Consider the following 23,262-nt stretch of genomic DNA (forward strand, 5'->3'; position numbering starts at 1 on the left):
CCCCTGCAACCAGCCAGGAGAGAGCCATGCACCCGGATATCTTGAGCCACTACGCCTCACGTTACGACAAGACGCGTGAAGAGGAATACACCATCCAGGAGTATCTGGAGATCTGCAAGCGTGATCATTCTGCCTATGCCACAGCCTCCGAGCGCATGCTGATGGCCATCGGCGAACCTGAGCTGGTGGATACCCGTCACGACCAGCGCCTGTCGCGTATTTTTTCCAACAAGGTCATCAAGGTTTACCCGGCCTTCCGCGAGTTCTATGGCACCGAAGAGGTGATCGAACAAGTGGTGGCCTATTTCCGCCATGCCGCCCAGGGACTGGAAGAGAAGAAGCAGATTCTCTACCTGCTGGGACCGGTGGGTGGCGGCAAGTCTTCCATTGCCGAAAAGCTGAAAGAGCTGATGGAGCAAGTACCGTTCTATTGCCTCAAGGGCAGCCCGCTTAACGAGTCGCCGCTGGGCCTGTTCAATGTGGAAGAGGACGGTGCCATTCTGGAAGAAGAATTCGGCATTCCGCGCCGCTATCTGAAAACCATCCCCAGCCCGTGGGCCGTGAAACGCCTGCACGAATTCAATGGCGACATCGGTCAGTTCAAAGTAGTGAAGCGCTACCCGTCGGTGCTACGGCAGATCGCCGTCGCCAAGACCGAACCGGGCGATGAAAACAACCAGGACATCAGCTCGCTGGTGGGCAAGGTGGATATCCGCAAGCTGGAAAAATACGCCCAGGACGACCCGGATGCCTACAGCTACTCCGGTGGCCTCTGCCTGGCCAATCAGGGTCTGCTGGAATTCGTGGAAATGTTCAAGGCCCCAATCAAGGTGCTGCACCCGCTGCTGACTGCCACTCAGGAAAGCAACTTCAAGGGTACCGAAGGCTTTGGTGCGATTCCTTTCGATGGCATCGTACTGGCGCACTCCAATGAATCGGAGTGGAAACAGTTCCGCAACAACAAGAACAACGAGGCCTTTCTTGATCGTATCTACATCGTCAAGGTGCCGTACTGCCTGCGCGTGACCGAAGAGATCAAGATCTACGACAAGCTGATCCGCAACTCGTCTCTGGGCCATGCGCCGTGCGCCCCCGGAACGCTGAAGATGATGGCGCAGTTTGCCATTCTGTCGCGGCTGAAAGAGACGGAAAACTCCAGCCTGTTCAGCAAGATGCAGGTGTACGACGGCGACAACCTGAAAGATACCGACCCCAAGGCCAAGTCGCTGCAGGAATACCGCGACTACGCCGGGGTGGACGAGGGCATGAACGGTCTTTCCACCCGCTTTGCCTACAAGATTCTGTCCAAGGTGTTCAACTTTGATAATCAGGAAGTGGCTGCCAACCCGGTGCATCTGTTGTATGTGCTGGAACAGCAGGTGGAGCGCGAACAGTTCCCGGCCGAGCAGGAACAGAAGTACCTGACTTTCCTGAAAGAGTATCTGGCACCGAAGTATGTCGAGTTCATCGGCAAGGAAATCCAGACCGCTTATCTGGAAAGCTACTCGGAATACGGCCAGAACATTTTTGACCGCTATGTCACCTTCGCCGACTACTGGATTCAGGACCAGGAATACCGCGATCAGGACACCGGCGAAATTTTCGACCGTACCTCGCTCAATGGCGAACTGGAGAAAATCGAAAAACCGGCCGGAATTTCCAATCCTAAGGACTTCCGCAACGAAATCGTCAACTTCGTGCTGCGTGCCCGGGCCAACAATGGCGGCAAGAACCCGACCTGGACCAGCTACGAAAAGCTGCGCACGGTGATCGAGAAGAAGATGTTCTCCAATACCGAAGAGCTGTTGCCGGTGATTTCCTTCAATGCCAAGGCCAGCGTCGAAGACGCCAAGAAGCATGAAGACTTCGTCAACCGCATGGTGGAAAAGGGCTACACCGCCAAGCAGGTACGCCTGCTGTGCGAATGGTATCTGCGGGTACGCAAGTCCTCCTGACCATGCAACGGCAGCCCGGGAATATTCCGGGCTGACCGGCACCGATTTCTGCCCGGTCTGTCTGACATTAGACAGACCGGCCAGGCCAGACTTGCCGTGCTTGTGCAAACCGGGCCGCAGGAGACAACAGCGAGGTTGCCATGTCCCACATCATAGACAGACGCCTGAACGGCAAGAACAAGTCCGCGGTCAACCGCGAACGCTTCTTGCGCCGCTTCAAGGCGCAGATCAAGGAAGCCGTCTCTCGTGCGGTGAAGGGGCGCAGTATCACCGACATCGAGAGTGGCGAGAAAGTCTCCATTCCGGTCAAGGATATTTCCGAGCCGGTATTCCATCACGGCCAGGGGGGGATACGCGAACAGGTTCATCCGGGGAATGAGGAGTTCATTCGTGGCGACCGCATCCCGCGCCCGCAAGGCGGGGGAGGTGGTGGAGGTGGTGGCAAGGCCAGCCAGGATGGTGAAGGTGAGGATGACTTTGTCTTCGAGCTGTCACGCGAGGAGTTCCTCAACGTCTTCTTCGACGACCTGGCCCTGCCCAATCTGATCAAGACCCAGCTGATGGGTATGGAAGAGCTCAAGCAGGTGCGGGCTGGCTACACCAATGACGGCACGCCGGCCAATATCAGCATCGTGCGCTCGCTACGCGGCGCGCTGGCCCGGCGCGTGGCCATGGCGGCACCTACGCTGGCCCGGCTGGGAGAGGCCGAAGAAGGCCTGGACGAACTGCTGGAATCCGACGATGAAAGCACGCAGGAAGTGCGCGAGCAACGCAAGCGCATCCATCTGCTGCGCGAGAAGCTGGGCAGCATTCCCTTCATCGACCCCTTCGATCTGCGCTACAACAACCGTATCCAGCAGCCCAAGCCCACCAGCCAGGCGGTGATGTTCTGCATCATGGATGTATCCGGCTCGATGGACGAGCAGAAGAAGGATATGGCCAAGCGTTTTTTCATCCTGCTCTACCTGTTTCTACAGCGTAACTATGACAAGATCGAGGTAGTGTTCATCCGCCATCACACCAGTGCGGTGGAAGTGAATGAAGAAGACTTCTTCCACTCACGCGAAAGCGGCGGCACCGTAGTGTCCTCGGCACTCAACCTGATGGCTGATATCGTGAAGAAGCGCTACAACAGCAGCGAGTGGAACATCTATGCCGCCCAGGCTTCCGACGGCGACAACTGGGACAGCGATTCGGCCAACTGCGGCCGCATCATGGAAGAGCAGCTGCTGCCCTATTGCCAGTACTTCGCCTACATCGAAATTACCGAAGGCGAGCCACAGAATCTCTGGTACGAGTACCTCAAGGTCAAGGAGCGCCAGCGCCACTTTGCCATGCAGAAAATCCGCTCGGCCTCCGACATTTATCCGGTATTCCGGGAGCTGTTCAAACGCCAGCCAGCCACGCGCGCCTGAGCGCCGGGGTGGCCAGCCAAGGGGAAAACAGCATGACACCCATTTCCACCGGGTCCGAATGGACCTTCGACCTGATCGACGAATACGACCGCGAAATCCGCAAGATCGCGGTGGATGAATTCAAGCTGGACGTGTATCCCAACCAGCTGGAAGTGATTACTGCCGAGCAGATGATGGATGCCTACTCCTCGGTAGGCATGCCGGTGAATTATCACCACTGGAGCTTCGGCAAGCATTTCGTCTCCACCGAAAAAAGCTACAAGCGCGGCCAGATGGGCCTGGCTTACGAGATCGTCATCAACTCCAGTCCCTGCATTGCCTATTTGATGGAAGAAAATTCCATGACCATGCAAGCACTGGTGATTGCTCATGCGGCGTATGGCCACAACAGCTTCTTCAAGGGCAATTACCTGTTCCGTGCCTGGACCGATGCCTCGGCCATTATCGACTATCTGGTGTTTGCCAAGTCCTATATCAGCAAATGTGAAGAGCGTTATGGCATCGATACCGTAGAGGAGTTGCTGGATTCATGCCATGCGCTGATGAACTACGGCGTTGACCGTTACAAACGGCCACAGAAGCTGTCACTGGCCGAGGAGCAGGCGCGGCAGGAAGAGCGCGAGCAGTATTTGCAGATGCAGGTGAATGACCTGTGGCGCACCATTCCACGGCGTGACCGTGATGATGCCAACCGTGAGCCACCGCGTTTTCCAGCCGAGCCACAGGAAAACCTGCTGTACTTCATCGAAAAATCTGCCCCCTTGTTGGAGCCGTGGCAGCGCGAGCTGGTACGTATCGTGCGCAAGGTGGCGCAGTATTTTTACCCGCAGCGCCAGACCCAGGTAATGAACGAAGGCTGGGCCACGTTCTGGCACTACACCATCCTCAACCGCCTGTACGACAAGGGGCTGGTGACCGATGGCTTCATGATGGAGTTTTTACAGAGCCACACCAATGTGGTGTACCAGCCGCCGGTGACGGCGCGCTGGTATAACGGCATCAACCCGTATGCGCTGGGCTTTTCCATGTACCAGGACATCAAGCGCATCTGCGAGAACCCCACCGAGGAAGATAAAGCCTGGTTCCCCGATCTGGCCGGCAGCGACTGGCGCGCATCGCTGGAGTTCGCCATGAAGAACTTCAAGGACGAAAGCTTTATCTCGCAGTACTTGTCACCCAAGCTCATCCGCGAATTCCGCATGTTCTCCATTCGCGATGATGATCACGAGGACAAGCTGGAGGTGTCGGCCATTCATGATGAAAACGGCTATCGCGATATCCGCAGCAAGCTGGCCGAGCAGTACAACCTTGGTTCGCGTGAGCCGAATATCCAGGTGTGGTCGGTAAATGTGCGTGGCGATCGCAGCCTGACCCTGCGTCACACCATGCATAACCGTCGCCCGCTGGACGAGGGCAGTGCACAGGAGGTGCTCAAGCATGTGGGACGATTGTGGGGCTTTGATGTGCGGCTGGAGAGCGCGGACAACGATGGCAGCATCACCCAGCGTTTTGAAGTGAAATCCAGCCTGGAACTACAACGGCTGTAGTATGTTATCGGGAGGAAAAGGGCCTGCCTGCAAGACAGGCCCCGACAGGCCTTAGCGCAGACCCAGAACATCCTGCATGTCAAACAGGCCGGCAGGCTTTTCAGCCAGCCATTTGGCAGCACGCACGGCACCGTTGGCAAAAGTGGCGCGGCTGGAGGCCTTGTGCGTGATTTCCACACGCTCGCCCAGGGCGGCAAACAGCACGGTATGATCGCCCACCACATCGCCTGCACGTACGGTGGCAAAGCCGATGGTGTTGGGGTCACGTTCGCCGGTTACGCCTTCACGGCCATAAACGGCACATTGCTTCAGATCACGGCCCAGTGCGTCGGCAATCACTTCACCCATGCGCAGGGCGGTACCGGAGGGAGCGTCCACCTTGAAGCGGTGGTGGGCCTCGGTGATTTCGATGTCGTAGCCTTCGTTCAGTACGCGGGCTGCCATGTCCAGCAGCTTGAAGGTGAGGTTGACCCCGACACTGAAGTTGGAGGCAAACACGATGCCGATTTTTTCGGCAGCGGCCTTGATGGCCGCCTTGCCAGCATCATCGAAACCGGTAGTGCCGATGATCATCTGCACCGCATGCTGTTGGCACTCTTCCAGATAGGCCAGTGTTGCTTCCGGACGGGTAAAGTCGATGACTACATCTGCTCCGGGCAGGGCAGCCGCGAAGTCGCTGGAAATCTTGACGCCGGTCTGCTGGCCGATGAACAGGCCTGCATCCTGGCCAATGAAGTCCGAGCCGGCACGATCCACTGCGGCGTGGAGGCGCACGCCCGGAATAGCCAGTACGGATTCAATCAGCGTGCGGCCCATGCGACCGGCAGCACCAACAATGATGACTTTCAATTCGCTCATTGTTTCTGACCTTCCTGCGAGGCGGGCTGTGCCTGCTGGGCCGGAGCCGAGGCATCAACCGGCAGGACGGCGCGCTCGGCCGGTTGTGCCGTGCCTTCTACCCGTACCATGGTGTCGTCTTCAAAGAACACGGTCAGCAGCGTCTTGTCCACCAGCTTGCCCTGCTTGGTATCCTGATAAGGATAGTCCCAGCGGTTGCTGTGGAAGGCATCTGTCAGCAGCGGCGTGCCCAGCAGGAAGCGGACCTGCGAGCGGGTCATGCCGGGTTTGAGTTTGGCCACAGCATCTGCCGTGACATAGTTGCCCTGCTGGATTTCCATTTTATAGGGAGAAATCCAGTGGACGGGATTCATGGAGGTGCAGCCGGAGAGGGCAATGACGGCAGCGATGATCAGGGCGCGCATGAGACTCCGATGAGCTGAGTAATAATTAACTGGCGATGTTAGGCAAAGCCGCAAAAAGGCTTTATCATGCTTCAAAAATCGACCCAATTTATATCACGATGAGCAAAGCCAGTCACCTTAAAGATATCGGCCTGAAGGCTACCGGTCCACGTCTGAAAATTCTTGACCTGTTCGAGATGACAGAAGACCGCCACATGTCTGCCGAAGATGTCTACCGCAAACTGCTGGCCGAAAATATCGATATCGGTCTGGCCACCATTTACCGCGTGCTCACCCAGTTCGAACAGGCGGGCATTCTGGTGCGCCACCATTTCGAGTCCGGTAAGGCGGTATACGAACTGAACCAGGGCGGCCATCACGACCACATGGTATGTGTGAAGTGTGGCAGCGTAATGGAGTTCTTCGACCCGGAAATCGAAGCACTGCAGGATCGTATCGCTGAGCAGCATGGTTTCCGCATTGCCGAACACGCGCTGTACCTGTATGGCGAATGTGTCGAATGCCAGGGCAAGTCCGGCAGTAAATAATGATTCCCTGGCTTGGCCAAGAATTGGTTTTTCCTCCGGTGCGTACTGCACTGGCCGAGCCGGATGGCCTGCTGGCCGCGGGCGGCGACCTGTCGCCTGCCCGCCTGCTGCAGGCTTACACCCAGGGCATCTTCCCCTGGTTTTCCGAGGGCGAGCCCATCCTGTGGTGGTCACCTTCCCGGCGCATGGTGCTGTTTCCCGAACAGCTGCACGTCCGGCGCTCGCTGGACAAGGTGCTGCGCAACCGCCCCTTCCGTGTCACCGTAGATACCGCTTTCCGGCAGGTGATTGAAGCCTGTGCCGCCCCGCGCGATGGCGCGGCCGGGACCTGGATCATTCCCCCCATGGTTGAGGCCTATTGCAGGTTGCATGTGCTGGGCATCGCCCATTCGTTTGAAGTATGGATGGATGGCGAGCTTGCCGGTGGCTTGTACGGCGTTGGTTTGGGGAGGATGTTCTATGGAGAATCAATGTTTTCGCACCGCACGGATGCCTCCAAGATTGCCTTTGTCCACATGGCTCGCCACTTGGCCGGGCAAGGTGTGCGGATGATCGACTGCCAGATGCATACCCCACATCTGGAAAGCCTGGGCGCGACACTGATTCCAAGAACCTTATTTCTTGCTAAGCTGAAGCAGAGTACGCTTGAACCCCAGGCGGACAGTATGTGGATCTATCACTTCGACAATGAGCCATCGTGATGCCCCATCGGCGGTTGCTATTCATTTTTACGCGACTGCACCCTACCCATGTAGCTATCTGGACGATCGCCAGGCGCGGTCGCAGGTAGCCATTCCGGCTGAGGCCATCGACGCGGCGGTGTATAGCCAGTTGGTCAAGCTGGGTTTTCGCCGCAGCGGTCTGTATACCTATCGTCCTTACTGTGACAGTTGCCAGGCTTGCGTGCCGGTCAGGCTGCCGGTAGCCGATTTTCAGCCTAATCGGAGCCAGCGTCGCAGCTGGAAACGTCTACAGCAAATGGAAGTCAGGCTGCTGCCACTGGAGTTCTGCGAAGACCATTACCAGCTCTATCACCGCTATCAACAATCGCGCCATGCTGGTGGCGGTATGGCCGAGGACAATGTGCAGCAGTATTCGGAGTTCATCCTGAAGAGCGGTGTGGAGAGCGTGCTGGCGGAGTTCCGTCTGGCGGGCGAGCTGAAAATGGTCAGCCTGATCGACCGCTTGTCCGATGGGCTGTCTGCGGTATACACCTTCTACGACTCGGATGATGCCCAAGCTGGCTACGGCGTATTCAACGTAATGTGGCAGATTGAGCTGGCGCGAGTGTGGGAACTGCCTTATCTGTATCTGGGTTACTGGATTGCTGATTGCCGCAAGATGGCCTACAAGTCGCAGTATCGACCGCTGGAGTGTTTACGTGACGGGCGTTGGGTGACGATGGCTGTAATGCCCTGAAGGGGATAACTGCCAAACAGGCTGACCATGGTCAGCCTGTTTGGTTTGCAGTGCCTGTAATCGGCAATCAGAAGGGTACGACGCGATCGTCACCGCTGCCGGTCAGTACTCGCACCCGCTGACCTGCAGCCAGCGGGATATCTGCATCCTGTACGATGGAAATCATGCGTCCGCTGCCATCAAGCTTCACGGTGACTTCCAGCGCATTCTTGGTACCCATGCTGCGTTGGGCTGCCTGCGTACCAAAACCGCCAGCCAATGCGCCAACGATGCCACCGGCAATGGAGCCGCGGCCGCCGCCCAGTTCGCTACCTGCCAGGCCACCTAATGCGGCACCACCCAAGGTCAGCAGTTCGTTGTTTTTGCCTTCCATCTTGACATTGTTTACAGAAACCACAGTTCCGAGTTCAACTGTTTGCGCCCTGCGCATCTGGCCTTGAGAGTAGACCGCAGCCGAGTCGGAAGTGGCACAGCCGGCCAGAAGGCCGAGTGACAAGCTGCCCAGCAAGGCCAGGCGAGTCATCTTGTAGAACATGATGGGCTCCTTGAAATCAGTTTCGGGTTTGTTGCTGCAAGTACTGCGCAATGGCCTGGCTGCACTGGGAAATCAGCGGCGGGCCTTGATAGATCAGGCCGCTGTACAGCTGTACCAGTGTGGCACCTGCTTGGAGTTTTTCTACCGCATCTTCTCCGCTGAAAATGCCGCCTACGCCGATGATGGGCAGGCTGCCATCCAGCTCGCGGGCCAGCTTGCGGATCAGCGCCGTTGAGCGCTCCCGTACCGGAGCACCTGACAGGCCGCCAGTTTCATCCTGCAGGGGATGGCCGGCAATTTCAACACGGGACAGCGTGGTATTGGTGGCGATCACGCCATCAATCTTGTTGATGGTCAGCAGGCGGGCAATGTCGGCAATCTGTTCATCGTCGAGATCCGGGGCAATCTTCACTGCCAGCGGGACATAGCGGCCATGCTGATCGGCCAGTTGCTGCTGTCGGTTTTTCAGGGCGGACAGCAGGCGGGACAGTTCGTCACCCTGTTGCAGCTGGCGCAGGTTTTTGGTGTTGGGTGAGGAAATGTTGACCGTGATATAGCTGGCATAGGCATACACCTTGTCCAGGCAGATCAGGTAGTCGTCTACCGCATTTTCTATCGGGGTAACGGCATTCTTGCCGATATTGATGCCCAGTACGCCGTTGAAGTGGCAGTTGCGCACATTGTCCAGCAGCACATCAACGCCACGGTTGTTGAAACCCATGCGGTTGATGATGCCCTGATGTTCAGGTACACGGAACAGGCGTGGCTTGGGGTTGCCGTCCTGTGGGCGTGGCGTGATGGTGCCGATTTCCAGAAAACCAAAGCCCAATGCCGCCAGCGCATCGATATGATCGCCGTTTTTATCCAGCCCTGCCGCCAGGCCCACCGCATTGGGAAAGGTCAGGCCCATGGCCTTGACTGGCGCACGCGTGGCTGCGGGGGCTGCCAGGGACAGCAGGCGCAACTGATGTGCCTTGTCCAGCAGATGCAGGGTGTGTTCGTGGGCGGTTTCTGCGTCAAATCTGAACAGCAGAGGGCGCAGAAGGGGGTAGAGCATCGGTATCTCCGGAGTGAATATGCCTGCTAGTATAACCGTGCACGCGCCCTAACCGAAGTTTTGCCGGTCGGTTCGGAGAGGGGCACCGACCGGCGACAGGCTGCTCAGCGTATCTGGCAGGCGTCGGCAAAGTCGAAACGCGGCGAGCGCGGGTGCAGTTTTTCCACGTCGCCATAACCCAGATTGATCAGGAAGTTGGAGCGGAAGCGGCCATCGGGAAAGAAGGATGCATCCACGCCGGCATTGTCAAAACCGGACATCGGACCGCAGTCCAGCCCCAGTGCGCGGGCGGCCATGATGAGGTAGGCACCTTGCAAGCTGCTATTGCGTGATGCCGTGGTTTCGATGGCAGCGGCGTTGCCTTCGAACCAGCTCCTGGCATCAGCGTGCGGGTACAGCTGTGGCAGGTGTTCGTAGAACTGCATGTCTTGTGCCACGATCACGCATACTGGTGCGCTGAGGGTTTTTTCCACGTTGCCTTCCATCAGGAAGGGGCGCAGCTGCGCCTTGGCCTCGTTGCTCTTGAGGAATACAAAGCGTGCAGGGGAGGCATTGGCACTGGTGGGGCAAAGCTTGAGCAGATCAAACAGCTGGTGCAGAGTTTCATCGCTGATGTCACGCTGCTGCCAGTGGCTGTGGGTGCGGGCGTTGTGAAACAGTTGAGCCAGTGCGGCTGCCGGTAACGGGGTATTCATGAGGATGTCCTGTATTGTTTGTTGCGGGCTATTTGCCGGCAGGCACCGCCGCTGCCTGGGCGGGAGCAGGGGTTGGTGTGGTGGAGGGTTGGGATGGCAGCACTTCTGCCTCGTTCTGGTCTTCGGCCAGCACCGTGATTGATACACGGCGGTTGGTGGCGCGACCATCCGGTGTGGCATTGTCTGCCACCGGCAGGTTCTCGCCACGGCCTACGGCCACCAGCCGTGCCGGATTGATACCGTTTTCCTGGAATAACCGAACTACGCTGCCGGCACGAGCCGCGGACAGTTCCCAGTTGGAGGGATAGATGGAGGTCTTGATCGGTACATTGTCGGTAAAGCCTTCCACTCGGATCTGGTTGTTCACCTTGGACAGCAGGGCTGCCATGCTGGACATGATCTGGCGCGATTGGTCGTTGGGCGCTGCCTGGCCTACCGGGAAGAGGGCGGTGTCGCGAATGTCCACGGTAATGCCCTTGGGACTTTGGGTAATGTTGACTTGACCCCCCTTGACCAGCGGATCCATCACCTTGGCCATGTCGGCTGCCAGCGAGCCCAGCTTGGTCGTGGGTTCAATGTGATGATCCCCCTTTACCGCCTTGGCAATCGGCTTGGTATCGGGAATCTCTATCATGGTATTGGCACCGCCGGTAGGCGGAGTGGTCTGGATATTGATTGTTGAACCACTGCGGAATGCGTCGACAATGGCTGAGGACAGCACCCGGTATTTGCCTTCGTTGACCGAGGAGATGGCGTACATCACCACGAAAAAGGCAAACAGCAGGGTGATGAAGTCGGCGTAGGAAACCAGCCAGCGTTCGTGGTTTTCGTGCTCTTCTTCCTGTCGACGTCTTCTGCGTGCCATTTTATGCTCCGTGGCGGTGTGGGGTGGTCAGAACAGGCGGGTATTGAACAGGCTGCGTACGCCGCCGGCAAATTCCACGCCGATCTTGCGCGCCACGCGGCTGGACAGGTCGTCCTGCTGGGTGTAGTCCACCGTCTTTTCTGCCTTGATCACATCGCGGGCTACCGAGCGGGTGTTGCCCAGGCCATCAGCCAGCCCAAGCGGAATGCCTTTTTCACCAATCCACACCATGCCAGAGAACAACTGCGGGTCGTTTTTAAGCCGGCTGCCACGGCCATCCCTGACGGCCTTGATAAATTGCTGGTGGATGTCATCCAGCAATTGCTGGCGGATAGCGTCCTGTTTCGGATTAACCGGGGAGAAGGGGTCGCCCATGGCCTTGTTCTCGCCAGCGGTTTTCAGGCGACGCTCCACGCCCAGCTTGTCCATCAGGCCGGTAAAGCCGAAGCCGTCGGACAACACGCCAATGGAGCCGATGATGCTGGCCTTGTCGACGAAGATTTTGTCAGCCGCGGCGGCAATGTAATAGCAGCCGGAGGCGCAGACTTCCTGCACGGTCACGTATACCGGGATTGCCGGATGCAGCTTTTTCTGGCGGCGGATTTCGTCATAGGCCATGCCGGACAGTACCGGGCTGCCGCCGGGGCTGTTGGCCTCGATGATGATGCCGCGCGTGCCGCGGTCGTTGTAGGCGTCTTCCAGGGCGGCGCTCAGTTTTTCGGCGGTATTGTTTTCGCTGTCGATCACGCCATCCAGGCTGATAACGGCGGTATGGCCGCTGCCGGTGAGTGCATCCGCCGATTTGTCCTCATTGCGCAGGAAGATGGTGGTCAGCAGTGCCGCGATGATGCCCAGCCACACCAGGCGGAAGAAGATTTTCCAGCGGCGGGTGCGGCGTTGTTCCACCACGGCAGCCATGGCCAGTTTTTCCACCAGTTGACGTTCCCAGTTTGGAGTATCGTTCATTGCAGTTGCCCTGATTGCGGATGTCGGCAGTCTAACAAAATTCAGTCTGGCATGACATTCAGCCATACCTTGCCATCAGCTTCGACCAATGGCAGGGCCTGCAGATGTTGACCGCGACAGGGGCCGCCAACGCAGCGTCCATTGTTGGGCAGGTAGAGCGCGCCGTGCATGCTGCACACCAGATACTGGCCGGACAGGTCAAATATATTGCCATCTTCCAGGTCTAGCTCAATCGGGATGTGCCGGCAGGCATTGACATAGCCGTAAACCCGGCCCTGATAGCGCAGGGCGATGGCAGATTGCGGCTTGCCATCCCTGCTTGTGATTTCAAAGCGCACTGCGCGGCCGCTGTCCACCAGGGCGGCGCTGTCGCAGATCAATCTAGCCGTGCCAGCAGCCATTGCTGCAACTCCGCAAAACTGTGGACGATGGTTTGTGGCTGGCAGTCTTGCAGCAGCCCCACGTCGTGTGCGCCATAGCTCACGCCCACGCCATGGGCGCGGGCATTCAGTGCCATGTTCAGGTCGTGGCTGGTGTCGCCAATCATCACTGTGCGGGCCAGTTCCACGCCCAGTTCGTCGCTGATTTCCTGCAGCATGGCTGGGTGCGGTTTGGAATGGCATTCGTCCACGGTGCGGGTGGCGTCAAATAGCGGCCCCAGGCCGGTTTCGGCCAGCAGGCGATTAAGGCCGATACGGCTGTTGCCGGTAGCTACTGCCATGAACACACCGCGTTCGCGCAGCGTATGCAGGCCTTCGCGCACACCATCAAACAGCGTCACGCCATCGTCACTGCTGCGGTAAAGACGGATAAAGCTCTCGGTGAGGGCTTTGTGCTGTGTGTCGTCAAGGCCGGGGCAGGCCATGTGCAGGGCCTGATCCAGCCGCAGGCCGATGACATGACTGGCGGCCTGGCGGTCAGGGACCGGCAGGCCCAGTTCGCGGCAGGCATTCTGGATAGAGTGGGTGATGTGCGCGGTAGAGTCCATCAGCGTGCCATCCCAGTCAAAAACCAGCAGGTCGTAAACGCGTGCCATCAGCTTCTCAGTTTCTTCAGAAAGCCTTCCAGTTCGGCTGGTAGCGGTGCTTCCAGTTTCAGTATCTCGCCAGTCAGCGGGTGGGGCAGGGTCAGGCTGCGCGCGTGCAGGAACATGCGTTTCAGGCCGCGTTTGGCCAATTCTTTATTAAAGGCAAAGTCGCCGTATTTTTCGTCGCCGGCAATCGGGCAGCCACTGGCTTGCATATGCACGCGGATCTGGTGGGTACGGCCAGTGCGCAAATGGGCTTCCACCAGGGTGAAGTCGGCAAAGCGCTCCACCACGCTGAAATTGGTGTGGGCAAACTGGCCATCGTCGCCCTCGGCCACCTTGACACGGCGCTCGCCATCGGCGGTGTGGAATTTGAACAAGGGCAGCTTGACGCTCTTATTGCTCGGGTCCCACGAGCCCAGACCCAGCGCCAGATAGCGTTTGTCCGGTACATTGGCACGCATCATGTCGTGCAGCTTTACCAGTGCGGAGCGTTTTTTGGCCAGCATCAGCAGGCCGGAGGTTTCCCGGTCCAGTCGGTGTACCAGTTCCAGATATTTCCAGTCCGGGTGCGCCTTGCGCAGTTGTTCGATCACGCCGAAGGACACGCCGCTGCCGCCATGCACGGCCACACCGGCTGGCTTGTCGATCACCAGCAGGGCATTGTCTTCGTATACCACCGGAAAGCTGCCGGGCGGCACATCGTTGACTGGGCGCTCGGCCACGCGTATGGGTGGAATGCGGATTGTATCGCCCGCCTGGATGCGGTAAGACGCGTCGCTGCGGCCCTTGTTCACCCGCACTTCGCCCGAGCGCAGAATGCGATAAATATGGCTTTTTGGTACGCCTTTCAGAATGCGCACCAGAAAGTTGTCCAGCCGTTGGCCGGAATCTCCCTCGTCTACGTCAAGAAACGTGACGGAGTCTTTGCGAATGTCAGTCATATTGCTTATACTTCGTGCGCTCGACCGCACATTTCAGTGCGATGACAGCGTTCCGGAAAGCCATGGTCACAGGCAGTATTGCCGCGTGATGCTGCTGCGGGAAAGTGAACCGGCCGGCAGGGTGTTGACCCTGACCTGATGCCGCGTCAACCGGCCGCAGCCAAGGTTAACTCGCTCACCAAAAAGCAGCGATGGTAATGCATTTAGTCGCATAACGCACTCACGAGTATTCCATTTCCTGATGCAGAGCCAGTCAGGAGATCTTGCAGCAAAGTTTGACCCGGCACGCAGCCCTCCAGTTTGTCCAGCTCGCCCGCGATGGCGGGCTGGGAGAAAATTTCCGATGCGCTAATGCGCTCAAACCCCCGGGCACGTGTGAATTTAGTCAGGAAGTAGGCTTGATATCTCGGTTGTAATGATCTTTATACCAACACTTCTTTCGGAAAGCGCCCATCAATAGCCTCTGGGCCGTCAAATACTGGCTGCATCCCTTGCGTGAGTGCCGCGCAGGGAACGTTTATGAAACGCATGTTGTTTAATGCAACGCAGGCTGAAGAGCTGCGCGTTGCCATCGTCGACGGGCAAAAGCTGGTCGACCTCGATATCGAAACCGTTGGCAAGGAACAGCGCAAGGGGAATATCTACAAGGGTATCATCACCCGTATCGAGCCTTCCCTTGAAGCCTGCTTTGTTGATTACGGTACCGAACGCCATGGCTTCCTGCCGTTCAAGGAAGTCTCCCGTTCCTATTTCCAGGGCTATGACGGTGGCCGTCCGCGCATTCAGGACGTGCTGCGTGAAGGCATGGAAGTGGTTGTCCAGGTGGAAAAGGACGAGCGTGGCAACAAGGGCGCAGCCCTTACCACCTATATCAGCCTGGCTGGCCGCTATCTGGTACTGATGCCCAACAACCCGCGTGGTGGTGGCGTATCCCGCCGCATCGAGGGTGAAGAGCGTCAGGAACTGAAAGACCTGCTCTCCCAACTGGAAGTGCCCAATGGCATGAGCCTGATTGCCCGTACTGCCGGTATCGGTCGCAATCTGGAAGAACTGCAATGGGACATGGGTTACCTGATGCAGCTGTGGCGTGCCATTGAAGGCGCGGCCGGCTCGCAAAGCGCGCCTTTCCTGATTCTGCAGGAAGGCAGCCTGGTGATTCGCGCCATCCGTGACTACTACCATCCGGATATCGGCGAAATCCTGATCGACACCGACGAAATCTACGAACAGGCCCGCCAGTTCATGAGCCACGTGATGCCGAACATGGTGCATCGCGTGAAGCTGTACAAGGATCACGTACCGCTGTTCTCCCGCTTCCAGATCGAACACCAGATCGAAACCGCCTTCTCGCGTAGCGTACAGCTGCCGTCCGGTGGTGCCATCGTGATCGACCACACCGAAGCGCTGGTATCCATCGACGTCAACTCCGCCCGCTCCACCAAGGGTGCCGACATCGAGGAAACCGCACTGCGCACCAACGTTGAAGCCGCCGAAGAAATCGCCCGCCAGCTGCGTCTGCGCGACTTGGGCGGTCTGATCGTGATCGACTTCATCGACATGGAAAACCCGAAAAACCAGCGTGAAGTGGAAAACAAGCTGCGCGATGTACTGAAGCACGACCGTGCTCGCGTGCAAATGGGCAAGCTGTCCCGCTTTGGCCTGCTGGAACTGTCGCGTCAGCGTCTGCAGCCGTCGCTGGGTGAAACCAGCCACGAGCCTTGCCCGCGTTGCCATGGCATCGGCTTCATCCGTGGTACCGAATCCTCCGCCCTGCACATCCTGCGCATCATCCAGGAAGAGGCGATGAAGGAAAACACCGGTGCGGTACACGCACAGGTGCCGGTTGATGTGGCTACCTTCCTGCTGAACGAGAAGCGTGCCGAAATCCACTCCATCGAAGAGCGTCTGGATGTGGATGTGGTGCTGATTCCGAACATCCATCTGGAAACCCCGCATTACAAGATCGCTCGCATTCGTCACGACGATCTGGCCGAACTGGGCGATGGCCCGAGCTATCTGCGCGTGGAAGTGCAGGAAGAAGACATCATCACCAACTTTGGCCAGGAAAAACCCAAGGCCGAACGTCTGGAAGCCGCGGTCAAGGGCATTACCCCGCAACAGCCGGCTCCGGTATCCACTCAGCCTGTAGCTGCAGCAGCACCGGTGGTGGCCGAACAGGGCGTGGTCAGCCGTTTCTTTGGCTGGGTCAAGAGCCTGTTTGCCGAGCCGGAAGCTGCACCGCAGGAAACCGAAAAGAAAAAACCGGCAGCCGCCGGCCAGCGCGAAGGTCAGCGCAATGGCAATCGCCAGCGTAACAACGAACGTCGTCCGGGCAGCCAGGCACGCCGTGATCATCACGATCGCCGTCAGGGTGAAGAGGCCGGCAAGCGTCCGACCGAAGCACGTGCCGATGGTGAGCGCCAGGATGGCCGTCGTCAGTCACAACGTGGTGAGCGTGGTGACCGGCAGGAACGTCCGGAGCGTGTAGAGCGCCAGGAACGTGCCGAGCGCCCGGAGCGCCCGGAGCGCAGCGAACAGCCACAACGCGAACCGCGTCAGCGCCGTGAACGCGAGCCGCGTGAAAACCGGGACACACGCGAGCAGAGCGCTCGCCCGCAGGCTGAAGAGCGTGCTGAACAATCGGCACCGCAAGCTGCTGAAAAGCCGTCCCGCCGTCGTCAACAGCCCGAGCGCAACGAGGCTGACAAGCCGCTGGCTGCTGCTCAGGAAGAACTGAACCTGAATGGTGCCGAAGGCGTGGAAGCTGCCGCCGAGTCTGCCGAGCAACAAGAGCGTGGCGAACGTGGTCGTCGTCGTCGTGGCCGTCGTGACCGTCGCCGTGACAATGTAGAAGGCGATAGCGCTGCCCCGGCAGCGGAAAACCGCAATGAAGCCACTGGTGAAGTAGCCACTGATGTTGCGGTCGCTGGTGCTGCTCTGGCTGCCGTTGCAGCAGCTGCTGAAGTCGTTGCTCCTGCTGCGGTAGAGCCGGTAGCCGTGGTAGAAACTGCAGCCCCGCAAGTGGTCGTAGTAGAAGCTGCACCGCAGCCTGAAGCTGCCCCGGTTGCGCTTGCCGAAACGGTTTCCGCACCAATTGCAGCCGCGGTTGCTGATGTGGCTCTGGCTGCCGTGGAAGTAGTGGCAGAGGTTGCGCCGGAAGTGCAGATCGAAGCCGTTGCTGTCAGCCCGGTAGTAGAACTTGCCGAAGTGGTGGCACCGCTGGAGCAGGTAAGCACCGTGGTGGAAACCAAGGTAGAAGCAAGCGAGGCGGTAATCGCCAAAGTGGCTGCCGTTGCCGAGGTGCCGGTTCAGGCGGAAGTGGTAGCCGCTGCCGTGACCGAGGTGGTGGTTGAGCAGGCTGCTGTCGTAGAAGCTCAGGTACACGTACCGGTACAGGCGCAGGCAGAAGCCGCATTGCCGGCAGATCTGGGTGGTCTGGTCATGGTGGCAACCAAGGCTGTCTCCGAAGTGGAGGTTCCGCAAGTGGAAGTGCAGGCTGGCCCGCGCCGTCGCGACGTGGTACGTCAGACGGAAGAGCAGCATGTGGCCGTTGAGCTGAAGCAAGTGGAAACCCGCAACAACTGATGCTTGAATTGCCCCTGCAAAAAACACTTGCAGGGGCTTGACGATTTGCTCAGCTATTTATAAAATAGCTTTCTCTTTAGGCGATTCCCTGATAGCTCAGTTGGTAGAGCGACGGACTGTTAATCCGCAGGTCGCAGGTTCGAGCCCTGCTCGGGGAGCCAAGCATTTGAAGCCCAGTCAGCAATGACTGGGCTTTTTGCATTGTGCTGTCCGTCCTGGCTGCGCTCGGGCACAATCTGCCAGATAACAAGGACTGGTAGTTGAAAGGGGTTGGGGTGTCGATCACGCTGAAAAACGTGCGCTATTTTGTTGCCGTGGCCGAGATGGAATCCATTTCTCGTGCCGTACAGGATCTGAATGTCTCGCAATCAGTGGTGACTGAGGCCATTCGCGCGCTGGAGGATGATCTGGGGGTGCTGTTGTTTACCCGTCACGCCCGTGGCATGAGCCTGACCCATGCCGGTTATCAGTTTCTGCGCCACGCCCACCAGATTCTGGCCTCGGTGCGCCATGCCCGCGAAGCCCTGTCTACCCGACCGGATGCCGTCACCGGCCAGCTCAATATCGGCGTAACCAGCCTGGTATGCGGTTACTTTCTGCCCTATCTGCTGGAGCGGTTTCGCAGCACCTTCCCGCAAGTGGAAGTGCGGGTGGTGGAGGATCAGCGCGACTATATCGAACACCTGCTGGTCAATGGCGAACTGGATGCTGCGGTCCTCATTGTTTCCAATGTGCAGAACCGTCAGGCCTTGCATACCGAGGTGTTGCAACAATCCAGCTATCGCCTGTGGCTGCCTTCCGGTCATCGCCTGCTGGATGGTGGTGTGGTGACGCTGTCAGATCTGGCCGACCAGCCGTTGGTGGCGCTGAAGCTGGACGAACTGGAAGACGTGGCTACCGCGCTATGGCGGCAGATTGGCCGCAAGCCGCAGCTGGCGGTGCGAACCGCTTCGGTCGAGGCCATGCGTAGCCTGGTGGCGACTGGTGCCGGGCTGGCCATCATGCCGGATGTGCTGTATCGCCCCTGGTCGCTGGAGGGGGATAGGCTGGAGGTGCTGCCCTTGCAGGAGGCAACGCCGACGCTGGAAGTCGGGGTGGTATGGCGGCGCGGCATGCAGGTTTCTGACAACACCCATAACTTCCTTACCTTGGCCAGAGAGTACAGTCGCAGCCACAAACAGACCTTCTCCTGATATCTGTTTAAAAGATAATCGCGTATTACTGATCGGAATTTTCGATAAATTACCCAATGTCATGTGGTACACCTGGTCTGCACGGAGGTCTGGTGTAGTTTCTACGGTCTGCGTTATTCCCATTTGCCTGCCTCTGGCATGAGCTATCTGTTTTTCCAAGTGCTGTCATTGGCCACACTGGCTAGGGGCGGTGGCGAACACTGCCTAGAATCGGCTCACACATTCCCAGACGCACAATGCGCAGTCCTTGGAGAAGGAGAAACGTGATGCAAAGCAGCCTGATTCGCCTGACCGCCGCCTTGGTCAGTTCCAGCCTGATTGCCCCTGCCGTGCTGGCCGCACCGCTGACCAGCCTGGGCAAGCCGGAAGGCAAGCTCAATATCATTGCCTGGCCCGGCTATATCGAACGTGGCCAGAGCGACAAGAATTACGATTGGGTGACCGGCTTTGAAAAAGCTACCGGTTGCCAGGTGAACGTCAAGACCGCCGCCACCTCGGATGAAATGGTGTCGCTGATGAATTCGCCCAATTACGACCTGGTGACGGCATCCGGTGATGCCTCGCTGCGGCTGATCTATGGCAAGAAGGTGCAGGAAATCAATCCGGCCCTGATTCCCAGCTGGAAGACGCTGGACCCGCGCGTGAAGAACGGCAACTGGTTCACCGTGGCCGGCAAGCCCTATGGTGTGCCCTACCAGTGGGGGGCCAACTTCCTGATGTACAACAGCAAGATCTTTCCCAAAGCGCCTAGTAGCTGGTCGGTGGTGTTTGAGCCGGGCAATCTGCCGGACGGCAAGCCCAACAAGGGCCGGGTGCAAGCTTACGACGGTGCCATCTATATTGCCGACGCTGCGCTTTACCTGATGCACAAGAACCCCAAGCTGGGCATCAAGGACCCGTATGAACTGAACGAGGCCCAGTACGCTGCCGTGCTGCAACTGCTGCGCCAGCAAAAGGGCCTGACCCATCGTTACTGGCACGATGTCACGGTACAGATGAACGACTTCAAGAAAGAAGGCGTGGCGGTTTCCAGTGCCTGGGGTTACACCATCAACACCCTGCAAGCAGAGAAATTCCCGGTGGCCGGCACCATTCCGCAAGAAGGGGCCACCGGCTGGGCCGATACCACCATGCTGCATGCCCAGGCCCAGCACCCGGTTTGTGCATACAAGTGGATGGAATGGTCGCTCAACAAGAATCTGCAATCCGCACTGGCCGAATGGTTTGGTTCCAATCCGGTGGTGGCGGACGCCTGCAAGACCAAGGCCCCTGGCGGCAGCAATTTCTGCCAGAGCAACGGTTTTGACCGCTTCGGCCAGATCCGCTTCTGGCGTACACCGGTGGCCAAGTGCAGCCAGGGTAGCTGTGTACCCTACAGCCGCTGGACTGCCGATTACATTGCCATCATGGGCGGTCGCTGACCGTATGCAGAACATGCTGCCTGCCGGTGTGGTACCGGTGGGCAGCCGGGAGCTTTGTTCATGAGCCTTGCCGTCCGTTTTCAACAGGTCAGCCGCCATTACGATGCCGTGCGCGCGGTGGACCAGATCGACCTTGCCATTGCCGAGGGCGAATTCTTTTCCATGCTGGGGCCGTCTGGTTCCGGCAAAACCACCAGTCTGCGGCTGATTGCCGGTTTCGAGCAGCCCAGCAGTGGCTCCATCCAGATTTTCGGCCGTGAAGCCGCCGGCCTGCCGCCCAATCTGCGCGACGTCAACACCGTGTTCCAGGACTACGCGCTGTTTCCGCACATGAGCGTGCTGGACAATGTGGCCTACGGGCTGATGATCAAGGGTGTGGCCCGTGCCGAGCGTCATCGCCGTGCCGAAGCCATGCTGGAGATGGTCAAGCTGGGGCAGTATGGCAGCCGCCGCCCGTCGGCCTTGTCCGGTGGCCAGCGCCAGCGCGTGGCACTGGCCCGGGCGCTGATCTTGCAGCCGCGTGTCCTGCTGCTGGATGAACCGCTGGGCGCGCTGGACCTGAAACTGCGCGAACAGATGCAGACCGAGCTGAAAGCCCTGCAGCGCAAGCTGGGTATTACCTTCATCTATGTCACCCATGATCAGGGCGAGGCACTGTCGATGTCGGACCGGGTGGCGGTGTTCAACAAGGGACGCATCGAACAGATTGCTGCCCCGCAGGAACTCTACACCCGTCCGGCCACCGCTTTTGTGGCCGACTTTGTCGGTACCTCCAATGTGTTCGATGCCGGCTGGGCCGCCAGCCTGACTGGCCAGCAGCAGGCATTTGCCGTGCGGCCGGAGCGCATCCGCCCGGTGCAGGATGGTCAGGATGGTGATGGCATCCGCCTGCCTACCCGTCTGCTGGATGTGCAGTATCTGGGCGCGGTCAGCCGCTACGAGCTGGAAGCCGGCCCGGAACGCATCATCAGCATGGTGCTGCCCAATGACGATGCTGCTGCCACGCTGGCGCTGACACCGGGCCAGGCCCTTACGGTATGGCTGCCGGCACAGGCCATGCATACCTTGGCCGGTTGAGGAGGACAAGATGATGACTGCTTCGCTGCCCCAGGGGCAGATTGCGCCTGCCCGGCAGGGATTGCTGATACGCCTGGGCATCACCCTCTATCGTCACCCCAGTCTGCAACTGCTGTTGCTGCTGGCGCTACCACTGCTGTGGTTTGTGTTGGTATATCTGGGTTCGCTGTGTACCTTGCTGGCTCAAAGCGTGTTCACTTTTGACGACTTCACCATGTCGGTCAGCCGGGAACTGACGCTGGAAAACTACCGGCAGCTGCTGTCGCCGGCCAATCTGGACGTCGTGTTGCGCACCCTCAGCATGGCCACGCTGGTGTCGCTGGCCTCGGCAGTGCTGGCTTTCCCGCTGGCCTATTACATGGTGCGCTATGCCCGTGGCTGGCAGAAGGGCTTCTTTTATGTGGCAGTGATGCTGCCAATGTGGGCCAGCTATATCGTCAAGGTGTATGCCTGGACAGTGTTGCTGGCCAAGGGCGGCATCGTGTACTGGGCCTATCAGTCGCTGGGCTTGCAGGGCATTGTCGACTGGCTGATGACACTGCCGCTGATCGGGGGGAATTCGCTGACCACGTCCAATCTGGGGCGCTTTACCGTGTTCACCTATATCTGGCTGCCTTTCATGATCCTGCCCATCCAGGCGGCACTGGAGCGGGTACCGGCCAATCTGCTGCAGGCCAGTAGCGATCTGGGTGCCAGCGGTGCACAAACCTTCCGCCATGTGATTCTGCCGCTGGCTTTCCCTGGAGTGGTGGCCGGTTCCATCTTCACGTTTTCATTGACCTTGGGCGATTACATCATCCCGCAGCTGATTGGCCCTTCCGGCCTGTTCATTGGCTCGATGGTGTACACCATGCAGGGTTCCATCGGCAATATGCCGCTGGCCGCCGCCTTTACCGTGGTGCCGGTGTGCATCATCGGCCTGTACCTGCTGGGTGCCCGCAAACTGGGAGCGTTCGATGCACTCTGATCAATCCGACCGCGCCCCGTGGTGGCTGCGCCTGCTGGCCTTTGGCAGCATTGGTTTCCTGTTTTTGCCCATTGCCGTGATCGTGCTGTATGCCTTCAATGCAGAAAGTTCGGGTTACAGCTTTCCGCCCCAGGGCTTCACCCTGGGCTGGTTTGCCGCTGCCTTTGCCCGCGATGATGTGCTGGCCGCCATCGGCCTGTCCTTACGGCTGGCGGCACTGGCTACGGTGCTGGCGCTGCTGCTGGGCACACTGGCCGCTGCGGCGCTGTACCGGCGCGACTTTCTGGGCAAGGACGCCATCACCATGATGTTGATCCTGCCGATTGCACTGCCCGGCATCATCACCGGCATTGCCTTGCTGTCGGCCTTCCGGCTGGCGGATATCACGCCGGGTTTCTGGACCATCGCCATCGGCCACGCCACCTTCTGCGTGGTGGTGGTGTACAACAACGTGATTGCACGCTTTCGCCGTATCAGCACCAGTTTGCTGGAGGCCTCGCAAGACCTTGGGGCCGACATGTGGCAGAGCTTTCGCTACGTCATCCTGCCGCAGATTGCCACCGCGCTGCTGGCGGGTGGCATGCTGGCCTTTGCCTTGAGTTTTGACGAGATCATCGTCACCACCTTTACCGCCGGCAATGAAGTGACGCTGCCCATCTGGATGCTGAACCAGCTTACCCGGCCGCGCGATGTACCCATTACCAATGTGGTGGCCCTGTGCGTGATGCTGATGACAGCACTGCCCATTCTGGCTGCTTATACCCTGACCCGTGGCACGGAAGACATTGCCGGCAGCGGCAAATAG

At 58.8% G+C, this 23,262-nt stretch carries 22 protein-coding genes and 1 tRNA gene; 13 read left to right on the forward strand and 10 right to left on the reverse strand.

The annotated features are described in order from the left end of the window. The first annotated feature begins 26 nt into the window (after positions 1-26). From QVF59_RS08225 to QVF59_RS08235, 3 genes are all read left to right on the forward strand, one after another. Positions 27-1,955, forward strand: coding sequence for a PrkA family serine protein kinase (locus tag QVF59_RS08225; protein ID WP_287878781.1), 1,929 nt, complete (start codon positions 27-29; stop codon positions 1,953-1,955). A 140-nt stretch (positions 1,956-2,095) separates the two neighbouring features. Then, positions 2,096-3,370: a YeaH/YhbH family protein gene (locus QVF59_RS08230; protein WP_287878784.1), complete on the forward strand. Its 1,275-nt coding sequence runs from the start codon at positions 2,096-2,098 to the stop codon at positions 3,368-3,370. A gap of 32 nt (positions 3,371-3,402) precedes the next feature. Further along, positions 3,403-4,917, forward strand: a complete 1,515-nt coding sequence (locus QVF59_RS08235; RefSeq protein ID WP_287878786.1) for a SpoVR family protein — start codon at positions 3,403-3,405, stop codon at positions 4,915-4,917. 51 nt (positions 4,918-4,968) lie between these two features. Here QVF59_RS08235 and dapB read toward each other — a convergent pair whose 3' ends face one another. Both dapB and QVF59_RS08245 read right to left on the reverse strand, forming a co-directional pair. Next, positions 4,969-5,775, reverse strand: a complete 807-nt coding sequence (gene dapB / locus QVF59_RS08240; protein ID WP_287878788.1) for a 4-hydroxy-tetrahydrodipicolinate reductase — start codon at positions 5,773-5,775, stop codon at positions 4,969-4,971. Beyond that, complete coding sequence (locus QVF59_RS08245; RefSeq protein WP_287878791.1) at positions 5,772-6,179, reverse strand: outer membrane protein assembly factor BamE; 408 nt, start codon at positions 6,177-6,179, stop codon at positions 5,772-5,774. Before QVF59_RS08245 ends, dapB begins: the two co-directional genes overlap by 4 nt. A gap of 98 nt (positions 6,180-6,277) precedes the next feature. Here QVF59_RS08245 and fur point away from each other — a divergent pair, with 98 nt between their 5' ends. The 3 genes from fur to QVF59_RS08260 are packed head-to-tail and all read left to right on the forward strand — an operon-like array spanning position 6,278 to position 8,125. After that, entirely contained in the window at positions 6,278-6,706 is a 429-nt protein-coding gene (gene fur, locus QVF59_RS08250) for a ferric iron uptake transcriptional regulator (RefSeq protein ID WP_159878473.1), read from the forward strand. Between the two features lie 38 nt (positions 6,707-6,744). After that, complete coding sequence (aat, locus tag QVF59_RS08255; RefSeq protein WP_287878794.1) at positions 6,745-7,407, forward strand: leucyl/phenylalanyl-tRNA--protein transferase; 663 nt, start codon at positions 6,745-6,747, stop codon at positions 7,405-7,407. After that, positions 7,394-8,125 carry an arginyltransferase gene (locus QVF59_RS08260; protein WP_287878796.1) on the forward strand — a complete coding sequence of 244 codons (732 nt, stop codon included), beginning with the start codon at positions 7,394-7,396 and terminating at the stop codon, positions 8,123-8,125. Before aat ends, QVF59_RS08260 begins: the two co-directional genes overlap by 14 nt. A 67-nt stretch (positions 8,126-8,192) precedes the next feature. On the opposite strand, the gene QVF59_RS08265 is transcribed toward QVF59_RS08260, so the two are convergent. From QVF59_RS08265 to QVF59_RS08300, 8 genes are all read right to left on the reverse strand, one after another. After that, positions 8,193-8,660 carry an outer membrane lipoprotein gene (locus tag QVF59_RS08265; protein ID WP_159878467.1) on the reverse strand — a complete coding sequence of 156 codons (468 nt, stop codon included), beginning with the start codon at positions 8,658-8,660 and terminating at the stop codon, positions 8,193-8,195. Positions 8,661-8,676: 16 nt separating this feature from the next. Further along, positions 8,677-9,717 carry a quinone-dependent dihydroorotate dehydrogenase gene (locus QVF59_RS08270; protein WP_287878799.1) on the reverse strand — a complete coding sequence of 347 codons (1,041 nt, stop codon included), beginning with the start codon at positions 9,715-9,717 and terminating at the stop codon, positions 8,677-8,679. Between the two features lie 104 nt (positions 9,718-9,821). Next, entirely contained in the window at positions 9,822-10,412 is a 591-nt protein-coding gene (locus tag QVF59_RS08275; RefSeq protein WP_159878463.1) for a malonic semialdehyde reductase, read from the reverse strand. A gap of 28 nt (positions 10,413-10,440) precedes the next feature. Further along, positions 10,441-11,277, reverse strand: a complete 837-nt coding sequence (gene motD / locus QVF59_RS08280; protein ID WP_159878461.1) for a flagellar motor protein MotD — start codon at positions 11,275-11,277, stop codon at positions 10,441-10,443. Between the two features lie 27 nt (positions 11,278-11,304). Continuing rightward, positions 11,305-12,243, reverse strand: a complete 939-nt coding sequence (locus tag QVF59_RS08285) for a S49 family peptidase (protein ID WP_287878816.1) — start codon at positions 12,241-12,243, stop codon at positions 11,305-11,307. A 41-nt stretch (positions 12,244-12,284) separates the two neighbouring features. After that, positions 12,285-12,644 (reverse strand): Rieske (2Fe-2S) protein, encoded by a 360-nt coding sequence (locus tag QVF59_RS08290; RefSeq protein WP_159878457.1) that lies wholly within the window; start codon positions 12,642-12,644, stop codon positions 12,285-12,287. After that, entirely contained in the window at positions 12,620-13,279 is a 660-nt protein-coding gene (locus tag QVF59_RS08295) for an HAD-IA family hydrolase (protein ID WP_287878817.1), read from the reverse strand. The genes QVF59_RS08290 and QVF59_RS08295 overlap by 25 nt, the downstream gene beginning before the upstream one ends. Further along, the gene (locus QVF59_RS08300) at positions 13,279-14,214 is read right to left on the reverse strand and encodes an RluA family pseudouridine synthase (RefSeq protein WP_287878819.1); all 936 of its coding nucleotides are present in this window, start codon (positions 14,212-14,214) and stop codon (positions 13,279-13,281) included. Before QVF59_RS08300 ends, QVF59_RS08295 begins: the two co-directional genes overlap by 1 nt. A gap of 519 nt (positions 14,215-14,733) precedes the next feature. Between QVF59_RS08300 and QVF59_RS08305 the strand changes: the two genes are divergently transcribed. The 7 genes from QVF59_RS08305 to QVF59_RS08335 all read left to right on the forward strand — a co-directional run bounded on the left by QVF59_RS08305 (position 14,734) and on the right by QVF59_RS08335 (position 23,262). Then, positions 14,734-17,799 carry an Rne/Rng family ribonuclease gene (locus QVF59_RS08305; RefSeq protein WP_287878820.1) on the forward strand — a complete coding sequence of 1,022 codons (3,066 nt, stop codon included), beginning with the start codon at positions 14,734-14,736 and terminating at the stop codon, positions 17,797-17,799. Positions 17,800-17,884: 85 nt separating this feature from the next. Further along, a tRNA-Asn gene (locus QVF59_RS08310) sits at positions 17,885-17,960 on the forward strand. Between the two features lie 99 nt (positions 17,961-18,059). Beyond that, positions 18,060-18,992 carry a LysR family transcriptional regulator gene (locus QVF59_RS08315; protein WP_287878821.1) on the forward strand — a complete coding sequence of 311 codons (933 nt, stop codon included), beginning with the start codon at positions 18,060-18,062 and terminating at the stop codon, positions 18,990-18,992. Between the two features lie 266 nt (positions 18,993-19,258). Continuing rightward, on the forward strand, positions 19,259-20,413 hold the full coding sequence (locus QVF59_RS08320) for an ABC transporter substrate-binding protein (RefSeq protein ID WP_089082721.1): 1,155 nt from the start codon (positions 19,259-19,261) through the stop codon (positions 20,411-20,413). Positions 20,414-20,473: 60 nt separating this feature from the next. Continuing rightward, on the forward strand, positions 20,474-21,490 hold the full coding sequence (locus QVF59_RS08325; protein ID WP_287878823.1) for an ABC transporter ATP-binding protein: 1,017 nt from the start codon (positions 20,474-20,476) through the stop codon (positions 21,488-21,490). A 10-nt stretch (positions 21,491-21,500) separates the two neighbouring features. Next, positions 21,501-22,457, forward strand: coding sequence for an ABC transporter permease (locus QVF59_RS08330; protein WP_287878825.1), 957 nt, complete (start codon positions 21,501-21,503; stop codon positions 22,455-22,457). Further along, positions 22,447-23,262: an ABC transporter permease gene (locus QVF59_RS08335; protein WP_287878827.1), complete on the forward strand. Its 816-nt coding sequence runs from the start codon at positions 22,447-22,449 to the stop codon at positions 23,260-23,262. The genes QVF59_RS08330 and QVF59_RS08335 overlap by 11 nt, the downstream gene beginning before the upstream one ends.

The organism is Aquitalea sp. (genome assembly GCF_030150775.1).
In the GTDB taxonomy this organism is placed as follows: domain Bacteria; phylum Pseudomonadota; class Gammaproteobacteria; order Burkholderiales; family Chromobacteriaceae; genus Aquitalea; species Aquitalea denitrificans.